Source organism: Puniceibacterium sediminis (genome assembly GCF_900188035.1).
Lineage (GTDB): Bacteria > Pseudomonadota > Alphaproteobacteria > Rhodobacterales > Rhodobacteraceae > Puniceibacterium > Puniceibacterium sediminis.
In genome coordinates this window covers 72048-86256 of sequence record NZ_FZNN01000014.1, presented here as the reverse complement: position 1 = coordinate 86256, position 14209 = coordinate 72048, and the positions used below count along the sequence as shown (strand labels likewise).

General features: G+C 63.6%; 12 protein-coding genes. 6 read left to right on the top strand and 6 right to left on the bottom strand.

What is annotated here, in order from left to right; translation table 11 throughout:
- The first annotated feature begins 171 nt into the window (after window positions 1-171).
- The 3 genes from leuS to holA are packed head-to-tail and all read left to right on the top strand — an operon-like array spanning window position 172 to window position 4233.
- A complete protein-coding gene (gene leuS / locus CHB75_RS15065; RefSeq protein WP_089271928.1) occupies window positions 172-2730 on the top strand; it encodes a leucine--tRNA ligase in 2559 nt (852 codons plus the stop codon).
- Entirely contained in the window at window positions 2720-3208 is a 489-nt protein-coding gene (gene lptE / locus CHB75_RS15060) for an LPS assembly lipoprotein LptE (RefSeq protein ID WP_089271926.1), read from the top strand. Before leuS ends, lptE begins: the two co-directional genes overlap by 11 nt.
- Window positions 3205-4233 carry a DNA polymerase III subunit delta gene (gene holA, locus CHB75_RS15055; RefSeq protein ID WP_089271924.1) on the top strand — a complete coding sequence of 343 codons (1029 nt, stop codon included), beginning with the start codon at window positions 3205-3207 and terminating at the stop codon, window positions 4231-4233. Before lptE ends, holA begins: the two co-directional genes overlap by 4 nt.
- Here the strand turns inward: holA and CHB75_RS15050 are convergent, their stop codons facing one another.
- From CHB75_RS15050 to ubiA, 4 genes are all read right to left on the bottom strand, one after another.
- Complete coding sequence (locus tag CHB75_RS15050) at window positions 4234-5421, bottom strand: TIGR03862 family flavoprotein (protein WP_089271922.1); 1188 nt, start codon at window positions 5419-5421, stop codon at window positions 4234-4236. It abuts the gene before it with no gap.
- 176 nt (window positions 5422-5597) lie between these two features.
- Window positions 5598-5924 carry a hypothetical protein gene (locus tag CHB75_RS15045; protein ID WP_089271920.1) on the bottom strand — a complete coding sequence of 109 codons (327 nt, stop codon included), beginning with the start codon at window positions 5922-5924 and terminating at the stop codon, window positions 5598-5600.
- Window positions 5911-7878 (bottom strand): OmpA family protein, encoded by a 1968-nt coding sequence (locus tag CHB75_RS15040; protein ID WP_089271918.1) that lies wholly within the window; start codon window positions 7876-7878, stop codon window positions 5911-5913. The genes CHB75_RS15045 and CHB75_RS15040 overlap by 14 nt, the downstream gene beginning before the upstream one ends.
- 59 nt (window positions 7879-7937) lie before the next feature.
- Window positions 7938-8909, bottom strand: coding sequence for a 4-hydroxybenzoate octaprenyltransferase (ubiA, locus tag CHB75_RS15035; RefSeq protein ID WP_089271916.1), 972 nt, complete (start codon window positions 8907-8909; stop codon window positions 7938-7940).
- Window positions 8910-8921: 12 nt separating this feature from the next.
- Here ubiA and CHB75_RS15030 point away from each other — a divergent pair, with 12 nt between their 5' ends.
- The 3 genes from CHB75_RS15030 to CHB75_RS15020 all read left to right on the top strand — a co-directional run bounded on the left by CHB75_RS15030 (window position 8922) and on the right by CHB75_RS15020 (window position 11610).
- Complete coding sequence (locus tag CHB75_RS15030) at window positions 8922-9656, top strand: 16S rRNA (uracil(1498)-N(3))-methyltransferase (RefSeq protein ID WP_089272021.1); 735 nt, start codon at window positions 8922-8924, stop codon at window positions 9654-9656.
- Window positions 9653-10177 (top strand): hypothetical protein, encoded by a 525-nt coding sequence (locus tag CHB75_RS15025; protein ID WP_089271914.1) that lies wholly within the window; start codon window positions 9653-9655, stop codon window positions 10175-10177. Before CHB75_RS15030 ends, CHB75_RS15025 begins: the two co-directional genes overlap by 4 nt.
- 62 nt (window positions 10178-10239) lie before the next feature.
- The gene (locus tag CHB75_RS15020; protein ID WP_089271912.1) at window positions 10240-11610 is read left to right on the top strand and encodes a glutamate--cysteine ligase; all 1371 of its coding nucleotides are present in this window, start codon (window positions 10240-10242) and stop codon (window positions 11608-11610) included.
- Between the two features lie 189 nt (window positions 11611-11799).
- Here CHB75_RS15020 and CHB75_RS15015 read toward each other — a convergent pair whose 3' ends face one another.
- Both CHB75_RS15015 and CHB75_RS15010 read right to left on the bottom strand, forming a co-directional pair.
- A complete protein-coding gene (locus CHB75_RS15015) occupies window positions 11800-13377 on the bottom strand; it encodes a gamma-glutamyltransferase family protein (RefSeq protein WP_089271910.1) in 1578 nt (525 codons plus the stop codon).
- A 352-nt stretch (window positions 13378-13729) separates the two neighbouring features.
- A complete protein-coding gene (locus CHB75_RS15010; protein WP_176439153.1) occupies window positions 13730-14170 on the bottom strand; it encodes an ATP-binding protein in 441 nt (146 codons plus the stop codon).
- Between the last annotated feature and the right edge of the window lie 39 nt (window positions 14171-14209).

The window sequence follows — 14209 nt, the reverse complement described above, 5'->3', positions numbered from 1 at the left end:
GCCTGAAATCGTCACCGGCCTGCGGTATAGGTGATCGCAGGCCGCGCTGCGGGGGGCACTTGGTGGGCCATGGCACTGGACGACTTATCCCTGTGGCCCTATCACCCTTTGCAAAAGAGATGTACGCGCTGCCGAACCTGAACGCAGGGGCCGCGCTGAAGAGGATTCCAGATGTCGCGCTATGACCCCGCCGCTATCGAACCGAAATGGCAACAGGCCTGGGACGAGGCCCTGACCTTCAAGGCCGTCCGGTCCGACGACAAGCCCAAGTACTATGTGCTTGAGATGTTCCCCTATCCGTCGGGGCGTATCCACATCGGCCATGTGCGCAACTACACGATGGGCGACGTGATCGCGCGGTACAAGCTGGCGACCGGTCATGCGGTGCTGCATCCGATGGGCTGGGACGCCTTTGGTCTGCCGGCCGAAAACGCGGCTATGGCGTCGGGTGGGCATCCGAAAGACTGGACCTATCAGAACATCGCCGACATGCGCGCGCAGATGAAACCGCTGGGCCTGTCGATCGACTGGTCCCGCGAATTTGCCACCTGTGACCCGGAATACTACGGTCAGCAGCAGGCGCTGTTCCTCGACATGCTTGAGGCCGGGCTGGTCTATCGCAAGAATGCCGTTGTGAACTGGGATCCGGTCGACATGACCGTTCTGGCGAACGAGCAGGTCGAGAACGGCCGTGGCTGGCGCTCTGGCGCCGTTGTCGAACGGCGCGAGCTGACGCAGTGGTTCTTCAAGATTTCGGACATGGCGGACGATCTTTTGTCGGCGCTGGACGGGCTGGATGACTGGCCCGCCAAGGTGAAGCTGATGCAGGCCAACTGGATCGGCAAGTCGCGCGGGCTTCAGTTTGCCTTTTCCACCATAGACGCGCCGGATAGCCATGACCGGATCGAGGTTTATACCACACGCCCGGATACCCTGATGGGTGCGTCCTTTGTCGGCATTTCGCCCGATCATCCGCTGGCAAAGCAGATGGAGAAGGACAACGCCGACCTTGCCGCCTTCAATGCCGAGTGCCGCCGCATGGGCACCTCGGAAGAAGAGATGGAGAAGGCCGAGAAGAAGGGCTTTGATACCGGGCTGCGGGTGCGTCATCCGTTTGATACGGCCTGGGAGCTGCCGGTCTATGTGGCGAACTTCATCCTGATGGATTACGGCACCGGCGCGATATTCGGCTGTCCGGCGCATGACCAGCGCGACCTTGAATTTGCGCGCAAGTATGATCTGCCGGTGAAATCGGTCTATGTACCGCCGGTGGCCGAGGATGGCTTTGTCCTGCCCGAGGACGGCGGCGCGGCCTATGTTCCGCCCAAGCCCGAAGCCGTGCGTTATATCAACGGCTTTGCCGGGGGTGAGGCGCAGACCGGCAACGAAGCCATCGATGCTGCTGTGACATTCTGCGAAAGCAACGGCGTGGGGCAGGGCGTGACCAAGTTCCGCCTGCGCGACTGGGGGCTGTCACGTCAGCGGTTCTGGGGCGCGCCGATCCCGGTGATCCACTGCGACACTTGCGGTGTGGTGCCCGAGAAGAAAGAGAACCTGCCGGTCCGCCTGCCCGACGATGTGTCGTTCGACAAGCCCGGCAACCCGCTGGGCTGGCATCCGACATGGCGCGACTGCACCTGCCCGACCTGCGGCGCCCCGGCGCAGCGCGAAACCGACACGATGGACACCTTTGTCGATTCGTCCTGGTATTTCGCACGCTTCACCGCGCCCCATGCCGCGACGCCCACCGATCCCGTCGAGGCCGCCTATTGGATGAACGTCGATCAGTATATCGGCGGCATCGAACACGCGATCCTGCACCTGCTGTATGCTCGTTTCTTTGCCCGCGCGATGAACGTGACCGGCCATCTGCCCGACGCGGCGCGCGAACCCTTCAACGCGCTGTTCACCCAGGGCATGGTGACCCACGCGATCTATCAGACACGGGACGCCGATGGCCGTCCGGTCTACCACTTCCCCGAAGAGGTAACGGACGGCAAGCTTGCCGATGGTCGCGAGGTCGAGGTGATCCCCTCGGCCAAGATGTCGAAATCCAAGCGCAACGTGGTCGATCCGGTCGAGATCATCAGCCAGTTCGGCGCCGATACCGCGCGCTGGTTCGTGCTGTCCGATTCACCGCCCGAGCGGGACGTGGAATGGACCGCATCCGGTGCCGAGGCGACGGCCAAACATCTGGCCCGCGTCTACCGTATTGCGCAGGATGTCAGCACCTCTGACGCCGGGCCGCAGGCGGGGGATGAGGCGCTGCTGCGTGAAATGCACAAGACGATCCACGATGTGACGCAGGGCGTGGAATCCTTTGGCTTCAACGCCTCGATCGCGCGGCTTTACGCGTTTACCAACACGCTGGCGAAATCCGATGCGGGCGGAGATGCGAAGCGGCAGGCGACGCGCACCCTGGCGCAACTGATGTCGCCGATGACACCGCATCTGGCCGAAGAGATCTGGCAGTTGCTGGGCGGCGAAGGCCTGATCGCCAACGCGCCCTGGCCCGTGGCGGACGCGGCGATGATGGTCGAAGACACGGTGACCCTGCCCATTCAGGTCAACGGCAAGCGGCGCGGCGAGGTCACCGTGCCCAAGGACATGCCCAAGGCCGAGGTCGAGGCGCTAGCCCTGGCGCATCACAACGTGATCAAGGCGCTTGAGGGCGCGACACCGAAAAAGGTCATCGTCGTGCCCGGCAGGATCGTGAACGTTGTCCTGTAATCGCCGCACCTTTGTGCTGGGCGCGGCGGCGTTCGGCCTGCTGGCGGCCTGCGGGTTCACCCCGGTCTATGGGCCGGGGGGCGGCGCGGATGTGCTGCTGGGGCAGATTGAGCTGGATGCGCCCGACACCCGCGAAGGGTATCTTCTGACTCAGCGGCTCGAAGAGCGGTTGGGGCGTGGCATCGGCGGGGCGTATGCGCTCAGCTACGAGATCAATGTCGATACCGAGGGGCTCGGGACGACTTCGGAGGGGTCGACCACACGGTATCAACTGCTGGGCAAGGTGACATATACGCTGCGTGATGCGGCCACGGGGGCAGTCCTGAACAGCCGCGATACCTCGGCCTTTTCGGGGTATTCCGCCACCGGATCGAATGTGGCCACGCTTGCCGCGGAAAGTGACGCAACGCGGCGGCTGATGGTGATTCTGGGCGACCAGATGGTTGATCAGCTTATCCTCTGGGCGTCGGCACGATGAAGCTGGGCCCGCGCGATGCGGCGGGCTATTTCGCCCGCCCCGACCCGGAGAGCGCCGGGCTGCTGATCTACGGCGAAGATGCCATGCGCGTGGCACTGAAGCGTCAGCAGGTCATTGCCGCCCTGATCGGCCCCGATGGCGAATCGGAAATGCGGCTGACGCGGATCCCCGGATCAGAGCTGCGCAAGGATCCGGCCATGCTGCTGGACGCGATCAAGGCGCAAAGCTTTTTCCCCGGGCCGCGCGTTGCCTTTCTGGAAGAGGCGACGGATACGCTGGCCAAACCCGTCATCGCCGCCCTGCAGGATTGGCAAAAGGGCGATGCGCAGTTGATCGTCACCGCAGGGAGCCTGAAGGCGACATCCGCGCTGCGCAAGTTGTTCGAGGCGCATAAATCTGCGCGTGCGGTGGGTATCTATAACGACCCGCCCAGCCGGGCCGAGATTGAAGCCGATCTGGCGCGTTCCGGGCTGAAAGACATCGATCAGTCCGCGATGGAGGCGCTGAGCGCGCTGGCGCGGGAACTGGACCCGGGCGATTTTCGTCAGACGGTGGAAAAGGTCGCGCTGTATAAGCTGGGTGACAGTAGCCCCCTTACCCCCGAAGAGGTGGCGCTATGTGCGCCGATTTCGACCGAGGCAGAGCTGGACGAGGTTCTGCACGTCGTCGCCGAAGGCCGCAGCGCCGAAATCGGGCCGATGATGTCCCGGCTTGAGGCGCAGGGCATGGCGGCGGTCACGCTGATCATCATGGCGACGCGGCACTTTCGGGCGCTTTATTCCGTCGCATCGGATCCTGGCGGTCCGGCGCAGGGAGTCGCGCGGGCGCGGCCACCGATCTTTGGGGCGCGTCGTGAGCGGATGCTGCGTCAGGCGCAGGGGTGGGGTGCCTTTCGGCTCGAATCGGCGTTGGGGATTCTGACGGATACCGATTTGCAGCTGCGATCAGCCGGACAGCACGCCCCGGCGCTGGCGCTGGTGGAACGTTGCTTTATCCGGCTGGCGATGCTGTCGTCGCGGGGCTGATCAGGCTTCGGCGGTGGCAAAGGTGGCTGCGTGCCGACCGGCCCAGAACCCTGTGGCCATGCAAGCGGTAAGCAGGTAGCCCCCGGTGGGAGCCTCCCAGTCCAGCATTTCACCGGCGCAGAACACGCCGGGGTGGCTACGCAGCATCAGGGATTTATCGAGTGCCGCAAACGGCACGCCGCCTGCGGTCGAGATCGCCTCGTCCAGAGGGCGCACGCCGTCATGTGGTACGGTCAGATCCTTGATCACGGCGGCAAGGGCAGCGGCATCGCGCGGCAGTGGGCGCGCGCATTCTTGCAGCACGGCCTGCGCCGCTGGTGTCAGTGACAGCGCCTTGCGCAGGGTGTTGGACAGGCTTTGGCGCGGTCCGGCGCGGTTCAGACGATCGGTGACCTGCGCCGTGGTGAGGTCCGGGGCTAGGTCCAGCCGCAGCGGTGCGCCGTCGCGCAGGGTGGGCGTGAGCGGATAGAGCCCGCCCCCTTCGAGCCCGCGTGCCGATATCACAGCCTCGCCCCGCGACGTGTAGGGACCGGCCCGGAAGGTTACGTTTTTGAGCGGGGCGCCGAAATGGCGGGCCATATGCGCCGACCACGGGATCTGTAGTCCTGCATTCGAGGGGCGGAACGGGGCAAGGGGGATGCCTGCGTTTTGCAGCATCCCGGCCCATTGACCATCCGAGCCAAGCCGCGCCCAGCTGGCCCCGCCAAGGGCGAGAACGGTGAATTTTGGCGTGATGGTGCGTGGACCGTCCGGCGTGTCGAAAATGAATTCCGGGTGGCGCCAGTCGGTCCAGCGCCAGCGGGTTCGCAGTTCCAGACCCTGAGCGGTGAGCCGCGCCAGCCATGCCCTGAGCAACGGGGAGGCCTTCATGGCGGTCGGGAACACGCGGCCCGTGGAGCCAGTGAAAAGCGGCTGGCCAAGGTCGGTGGCCCAGCTCTGCACCTCTTGCGGGCCGAAAGCGGTCAGCATCGGGGCAAGGTTCGGCGCGGCGTCGCCATAGGCGGCAAGGAAGGTTTCCGCAGCTTCGGATTTGGTCAGGTTCAGCCCGGATTTTCCGGCCATGAGGAGCTTGCGGGCCAGGGACGGCTTGGCCTCGGCCAGCGTCACGTTGCGCCCTGCGGCGAGCAATGCCTCGGCTGCCGCGAGGCCGGCAGGACCCCCGCCGATCACCAGCGCGTCACAGGTCATGCGGCGGCCATCATGCAAAGCGTTGTAGGTTCTTCATCTATGGCGCTGCGCCCGTACAGAGAGAGAAGGAGCATGGCGGATCCGGTTTGCGGGCTGCAACGCCACGCGCGCCAACCCACGGAACGGTGTTGGAGCAGGGCACCTGTGGCGCATTCAATTCGCACCTGAAACGCCCCTCAGTTTGAGTTCATCCGCTCTACGTATGCGCGCATCTCTTCCGCCTCATGGCGGGCATCACGCAGGCCTTCCATGGCAGCGGTAAGTTCGGCCTCTGTCTGCGCCAGTTGGTTGGTCAGCTCGGCCTCGCGCTGCTGGAGATAGGTGATCGCCTGATCGCGGGTTTCCTCGGCTTCGTGCAACTCCTGGCTCATCCGCTCAAGCTGATCGACATCGGCCTGGCTTACCCGGGTAAAGCGGTGGATCAGCCAATTTGCGAACCAGCCGAGGCTGAAGGCCACAAACAGGATGATCGCGGTAGCGACGACAAACTCAGTTCTGTTCATCGGAGGGTCCTTCTGCGTCGGCGGGTTCATCCCCTGATCCGGTGGCGTCGTCAACGGCGTCCAAGGGCGGCTCCGAGCCGTCTTCGATTTCCGCCTCGGCGGCAGGTTCGGCTGGTGTCTCGGTCTCTGCTTCGGCCTCGGGTTCTGATTGGATCAGGTGGAACTCGATGCGGCGGTTGGCTTCGCGGCCCTCTTCGGTGCCGTTGTCGGCCACGGGATTTTCTTCGCCATAGCCACGCGCCCGGTACGATGCGGTCAGCACGCGGCGCATGCGCAGGGCATCCAGAACCGACTGGGCGCGTTGCTGGCTCAGTTGCTGGTTCATGATTTCACGGCCCTGACTGTCGGTGTGTCCCTGAATTTCAAGCGGGATGTCGCCACAGAGTTGCAGCAGTTCGGCCAGATCGTCCAGAATATCCTTGGCCGATGCGTCCAGTGCCGCGGCACCGGGTTGGAAGGTAATCTTGCGGTCGCCGACGATCTCGACGATCTGGGCCTCGCATTGTTCCGGGGTGGGAATCCCTAACGAAGCATCGAGCTTTTCCTGATAGACCACGGCGATGTTGAAATCTTCGGCCTCGCCCAGCTTTTCCGACAGAAGTCCGGCGATTTCGGAACTTGCATTCTGGTTGCCGGTGTTGCCCGAGATCGACACGCTGTCTGGCGTCACGGTCACGGCGCCGTTGGCCAGCTTGGATAGCGCTTCCAGCGCAGCCAGTACCCGGACGGGCCAGGAGCCTGGCAGCGTGTCGTCGACCCGCGCCCCGGTGTAAACAGCGTCCGAGCCGAAGCGCGCCCTGGCATAGCTTTCGATCGTGGTGCGCGAAATGTCCGATGACAGGCGCCCACGCAGCTGGATCGCGCCTTGCTTGCTAAGTGTGGCGGTGAATTCCGGGGGGCCTTCGGGGGTTTCTTCAGGCGCTTTTGGCAGGACTGCATGCAGGTCGAAGACATCCGGCAGGTCGTTTTCCAGTTCTCCCACGACGCGGTCGAAATCGGCCTGCGTTGTGCCCATCTTGGCAATCAGCGTTACGTCTGCGTTTGAGAAAGTGATGGAATCGCCGCCCAATTCGCTGACGGCCTTGATCCCCATCTGGATCGCATTGCCCCAGTCGCGGGTGGGAACACCCAGACCGATGGTGCAGCTTGCCTTGCCTTGTAGCCCGGCAGCAGTGGCCGCCTGCAGGATCTGGGTGCGCGCTTCTTCGGTATCGGCAGAACAGGCGTCAAACCGCGCGCCACTATCGGTGATCAGTAAACGGGTGGTAAAGGGCGTGATGACAGGGCGCGGCGCAGAGAGGTCCAGCGCGAGGCGCATTCCCTCTGGCACACGGCGGGCCAGATCGGCCTCAAGCCGACGTTTTGCATCGTCGCTGTCGGTCATCGCCTTGATTGCCACGCTCCCTGCTTCGACCGAAATCTTTGACCGCGGAAGTGAACGCAGTGCAGCGACGGCAAAGCGCATCGCATCGTCCCAGCCATCGGGATTTTCGAAATCGGCAACTTCCAGCAGGTCCGATACCTGCGCATCCTTGCCTGCCAGTTTTGTGATGTCGGTGATCAGGCGTTCCCGGTTGGTTCCCGTGGGGATAAGTCCGATGATCTGTACCCCGGCGTCGTTGCGCAGGATTTCCACCGAAAAGCGCGGCGGGGGGGCAAGCGAGGTGTCGTTGACCAGTATTTCATCGATGATGCGGGTGGTGTCGACGATGCGCCCGGCAACGCTGAGCGCCTGAAAGCGCGACGCCTCGTTTGGAGCGGTGCCGATCACGAAGAGTTGCAACCCGTTGGCATCCACACTGGCCCATGTCAGCGCCTCTCGGTCGAGTTCGGCGCGTACTCCCGTGACCGAACTGTCTTCGATCAACCGTACGGAGAAGAACGCCGCCACAAGGCACAGTCCGGCTGCAAGAGCGAATGTTCCCAATGTGATGGCGATGGAGGAAAGGCGCATCGGCGCTCCGGGTTCTGTCAACGATGGTCCCTGATACGCCGCCCGGGGGGGCTACGCAATCAGGCGAAAAGCGCCACGGCGAAAAACAGCACAGGGATCAGGCCGGCGTCACGGTTGGACCGGAACAGGGACAGCAGCCTGTCGCTGTCATCCAGTTTCAGCCGCCGCAGCTGCCAGATGAGGTGACAGCCCATGGCCAGCGTGCCCGTTAGGGCGATCACAAGCATCAGGTTCCGGCCTTGTGGCACGGCCATGGTGATGGCCCAGGCCATGAGCGCCAGAGTGAAGATCAGGAACCCTGTCAGCCAGCGTGGCGTTGCGGCGTCGCCGAAAAGGCGTGCCGTGGATTTCACGCCGATCAGGGCGTCGTCCTCTTTGTCCTGATGGGCATAGATCGTGTCATAGAACAGCGTCCAGGCCATGCCCGAAAGGTAGAGCAGCACGGCGGGCATTTGTAGTTGGCCGGTATGCGCGGTCCAGGCCAGCAGCGCACCCCAGTTGAAGGCGATGCCCAGAAAGACCTGCGGCCACCATGTGAACCGCTTGGCAAAGGGGTAGATCGCGACAGGCAGCAGCGCGAGGATCCCCAGAATGATGGCGGGCAGATTGAAGGTGAGCAGGATGGCAAAAGCGATCAGCGCCTGCGCCAGGGTCCAAGCCAGCGCCTGTTTCGTACTGACTTGTCCCGACGGAATGGGGCGCGATGCGGTACGTGCGACCGATCCGTCGATGTCCCGGTCGGTGATGTCGTTCCAGGTGCAGCCCGCGCCGCGCATGAGGATCGCACCGAACCCGCAGCCGACAAAGATCCACAGATCCTCCCACCGCGTCGCGCCATCGTGCAGCATGGCGAGCATGAGCCCCCACCAGCAGGGCAGCAGCAGCAGCCAGGTGCCGATGGGTCGGTCCAGCCGCGACAGCCGCAGATAGGGTCGCGTGCGCGCTGGGGCCAGTCGGTCAACCCAGTTGCCTTTCACGGCATCTGCCACGGTTCCGTTTTCGCCCTCTGGCGTTGTCCGGGTGTCGGTCATATGGTGCGCCTCATGAGTGCGAAGGTCAGACTTTTTGTAGAGCACCCGCTGGGGGAGGCACAACCGGTTCCCCTGTCACGGGATCAGGCGAATTACCTTTTTGCGGTGATGCGGCTGGGCGATGACGCACGGATTGCGCTGTTCAACGGCAAGGATGGCGAATGGATCGCCCGGGTCGGTCAGGCGAACAAGCGCGGCGGCATCCTGATCTGCGAAGAATTCGTGCGGCCAGTGCTGACGCCGCCGGACCTGTGGCTGATCTTTGCCCTGATCAAGAAGGCGCGCACGGATTTCATCGTCGAAAAGGCGGTCGAGATGGGCGCGCGGCGGATTTTGCCGGTGCAGACCGCCTTTACCAATTCGGAACGCATCCGGCAGGACCGCCTGCAGGCCCATGCGGTCGAGGCGGCGGAACAATGCGGCGGCACCTTTGTGCCCGAAGTAGCCGATCTGCAGAAACTCGACCGCCTGCTGGCCGACTGGCCAGCCGACCGGCGGTTGATGTTCTGCGATGAGGGGCAGGTGGGGGAAGGCGGGACTGCGCCCTTGCCGAGTGCTGATCAGCCCCCCGGCCCCTGGGCGATTCTCATCGGTCCCGAAGGCGGTTTTTCCGAAACCGAACGTGCCCGCCTGCGCGCCATGCCGCAGGCGCAGATCGTTGGGCTGGGCCCGCGGATCCTGCGCGCGGATACGGCGGCGGTGGCGGCGCTGACGCTTTGGCAAATCACTTACGGGGACTGGCGATGATCCGTCCCGGTGCAAAAAGGGAATTGCGGCGCTGGCGGGATGCGCTTGCCGGGGCTGCCGTGCTTCTGGTGGGTCTTTATTGGGGTTTCTTCACGGGCGGCGGCCTGCTGCACTGGATGGGCTACGCCGTGGCGCTGGGTGGACTGGCGGTGGCTTTCGCAGGCATCCAACGCGCCCGTTTCCGGCAGGGTGAGGGCGGCCCCGGCGTGGTCGAAATCAACGAACGCCGCATCAGCTATTTCGGCCCGCTGACGGGGGGCGTCGTGGATCTGGATGATCTTGATGCACTCAGCCTCGACCAGGGTGAAAAACCGCCGCATTGGGTGCTTGTTCAGTCCGGCCAGCCGCCGCTGCACATCCCGCTGACTGCCACTGGGGCCGAGGCACTGTTTGACGCCTTCGCCACGCTGCCCGGAATCCGTACCGAACAGATGCTGCGCCGGATGAGCGAAACCGGCCGTGACGTGGTTGTGATCTGGCGCAGTGCCGCCCGTGTCAACTCGGTCAGGCGGCTGCATTGACACCCCGCCCGTTTCCGCCCATCCCTGAGCGGAACAAAAAGCGACATATCGGAGCCTGACCCATGTCCATTCCCCAATCCGGCGGCGGTCTGATCGAACACCACGACCAGCTGGCTGAATACATGGCCTCGGGCTGTAAACCGGTCGAGGACTGGCGCATTGGCACCGAGCATGAAAAGTTCGGCTATTGCAAGGACACCCTTCTGCCGCTGCCGTATGAGGGCGAACGCTCGATTCGCGCCATGCTCGAAGGGCTGCGCGACGGGCATGGCTGGGATCCGGTGGTTGAGGGGGGCAAGCTGACCGGCCTGACCAAGGGGCTCGCGAATGTCAGTCTGGAGCCCGGCGGCGCGCTGGAACTTTCGGGTGCTCCGTTGGAGACCATCCACGAGACGTGCGATGAAGTGAACCAGCACCTGCGCGAAGTGAAAGAGGTCGCGGACCGTATCGGCGCCGGTTTCATTGGTCTTGGCGCGGCACCGGTCTGGCTGCACGAGCAGATGGATCTGATGCCTAAGGGCCGTTACAAGCTGATGGATGCCTACATGGGCCGCGTGGGCACCATGGGGCGCGTCATGATGCGGCGCACATGCACAGTTCAGGTGAACCTCGATTTCGGATCAGAGGCGGATATGGTGCAGAAAATGCGCGTGGCGATCGCGCTGCAGCCTGTCGCCGTCGCGCTGTTCGCCAATTCGCCCTTCTTTGAAGGCAAGGTCAATGGCCACAAATCCTGGCGCAGCCGCGTCTGGCGCGATCTTGACCCGGCGCGTACCGGAATGATTCCCTTCGTCTTCGAAGAGGGCTTCGGGTTTGAACGCTGGGTGCAGTACGCCCTCGATGTGCCGATGTATTTTGTCTACCGCGATGGGAAATACATCGATGCGCTGGGCATGTCCTTCCGCGATTTCCTGAAGGGTGAACTGCCCGCGCTGCCCGGCGAAATGCCGACGCTCAGCGACTGGGCCGATCACCTGACCACGGCCTTCCCCGAGGCGCGTGTAAAGAAATATATCGAGATGCGCGGTGCCGATGGCGGCCCGTGGCGCAGGCTTTGTGCGCTGCCGGCCTTCTGGGTTGGGCTGATGTACAATCAGGGCGCGCTGGATGCAGCCTGGGATCTGGTCAAAGGCTGGGACGCCGAAACACGCGAAGCGCTGCGGGTGGCCGCATCGGTCGATGCGTTGCAGGCCAAGGTTGGCAAGATCGACATGCTGGAGCTGGCGCGCGAAGTGCTGGACCTGTCCGAGGCGGGCCTGAAGGCCCGTGCCCGCAAAGGTGCCGGTGGTCTAATCCCGGACGAGACGCATTTCCTGAGCGCCCTGCGTGAAAGCGTCGACAGCGGCAAGACCCCGGCGGACGAGTTGCTGGAACATTACCACGGCGACTGGAATGGCGATCTGAACCGGATCTATTCGGAATACAGCTACTGAACATTGCGATGCGCGCAGGCGCGTCGGCCCAATCTTCGTGCGTTGGGCGCGGGGCGTGCGTTGGCAAACGGCAGGTCAGTTTCAGAGAAATCAGCGGTTGCACAACGATTGACGGCGCCACCCCACAGGGCGGCGCCGCCTTCATTTCGCGAACGTCTTTCGGTCAGATCCCTGCCGTTCCGCTTCGGCTCAGTATCCGATTGCGCAGCCATCCTTGCGGGGGTCCGATGCGCCCTCAAGCACACCGTTTTCGTGGATAAGAATCGCCTGGGCACCGCCGATGGGGCCGTCGGGAATGACCACGTCATGCCCCATTTCGGCCAGTTCGGCGCGGACCTTCTCCGAATAGCCGCGTTCGACCTGCAGGGTGTTGCCCTCGGCGAAACTGCGCGGTGAATCCAGCGCGGTCTGGGGGTCCAGACCGAAGTCTGTCCAGTTGCTCACCATCCGGGCATGGCCGCAGGACTGATATTGCCCGCCCATCACGCCGAACGGCATGGTCACGCGCCCACCGTCGCGGATCATGCCCGGTATGATCGTGTGCATGGGGCGCTTGCCGCCCGCCAGCTCATTCGGGTGGCCTTCGGTCAGCGAGAAACCCGCCCCGCGATTTTGCAGCAGGATGCCGAATTTTTCGGAGGCGATGCCCGACCCGAAGCCGTGGAAAATGGAATAGATCAGCGACACAGCCATGCGGTCACGGTCCACCACGGTGATGTAGATCGTGTCCTTGTGCACCGCCTCTGAAATGCTGGTGGCGGCGGTCATTGCGCGCTTTGGGTCGATAAGTGCGGCAAGTTGCACTGCGGTGTCCATCGACAGCATGTGGTCCAGACGGGTCATCGACGCAGGATCGCTCATGAACCGGTTGCGCGTGTCATATGCCAGCTTGGTCGCCTCGGCTTCGATATGGGCGCGCTGGGTTCCGAAGGGGTCCATCGCTGCGATGTCGAACTGCGCAAGGATGTTCAGAAGGAGGATCGCTGTTGCGCCCTGACCGTTTGGCGGATGCTCGCACAGCTCGCGGCCCTTGTAGGTCCCGCTGATCGGATCGCCGATGCTGTTGGCCGTGGCGGCGAAATCTGCTGGTGTGTGCACCCCGCCCATCGCGTTCAGGACGGCCAGCATGTCCTCGGCCACTTCACCCTCGTAAAAGGCGCTGCGGCCTTTAGCGGCGACGCGGCGCAGCACTTCGGCATTGCCGGGCAGGGCAAAGATGTCGCCCTTTTTCAGTGGCGCACCACCAGCGAGGTAATGCTTGCGGGCATGTCCCTGCAACACCGGTTCGCTCGCTGCCCAGTCAAAGCCGACCCGGGGTGCTACGGGAATGCCGTTGTCCATATAGCCGATCGCGGGGGCCAGACTGTCGGCGAGCCCAAGCTTGCCCCATGTTTCCGACATGGTGCAGAAGGCGTCGATGGCACCAGGAATTGTCACTGCATCCGCGCTGTTTACCGGCACGGTGGTGTGGCCCGCAGCGCGCATCGCGGCGGCGCTGGCAGCGGCAGGCGCGCGGCCCGATCCGTTCACGGCGATAATGTCATCGCCCCCGGCGGGCGAAATCAACGCAAAGCAGTCGCCGCCGAGTCCCGTCATTGCCGGTTCGGCCAGTCCCAGGATCGCGGCACCTGCGATCGCGGCATCCACAGCATTGCCGCCCTGTTGCAGGATCGCCACCGCTGCCTGCGCGGCAAGGGGATGCGATGTGGCGCACAGGCCGTTTGTCACCATGACTGGCGACCGGCCGGGGGTTTGGAAATCGCGCATTTGTCCGAGGCTCCCTATCACTTTGACGGGACCATAGGAGAGCGGTTGATCGGGCACAATCGCTGAACAGGCAAACTGGCTGCCCTCTATGGTCAGGGATACGTATCCCCATGCGTGGGCACAGGAGCCGCACTACAAGTCATGGAGGGATGTAATCGGTTGATAGAAGTCTTTGACGGAGGGCGCAGGATCCTCGGCGCCACACACAGTGAGGGCTGTTAGAGCTTGGCGCCGAGGCAAGCCATTCCCAGCTATAGTTTACCTATAATCGTCTATTCGGTCCGAATTGGGACCCAATGGTGGCAATTAGAGATTGTCGGAATGACCGAACGCAGTGAGAGTGGTAGCGGCGCTATTGCAGGGTGTCCAGGTCAAGCCTGATGGCCAGATGATTGTCTGCGCCCGAGCGCCGGTACTCCACTTGATGGGCAAGCCGGTGAATCAGGTACCAGCCGAAACCGCCTTCGGGGAGTTCGTCGCGCGGCACGTCAAGGTTGACAGCGCGCGCCGGGGGGAGGCGTTCGCCGAGCAGGGCAGTGCCCTGATCGCGGATGTCCAGCCTGAGCATACGCCCGGTACGTGTGACTTGCAGCGAAATCTGTCCATCCTGCCGTCCGGCGTAGGCATGTTCGACGATGTTGTTGAGCACTTCTGCAAGTACCAGTTCGGTTAGACCAGTCTGTTCGCGGCTGATGTCGGTATCGGAGAGGGCCGCGACAGCCTGCACCAAAGTAGCCCGCACAGCATCCTGTGTCGCGTGGAGGCTGTGAGAGAACACCGGAACGTCAGACAATCCTGGGTCCGGAGAGCAGCAGCCCGCCGGATCGTCACC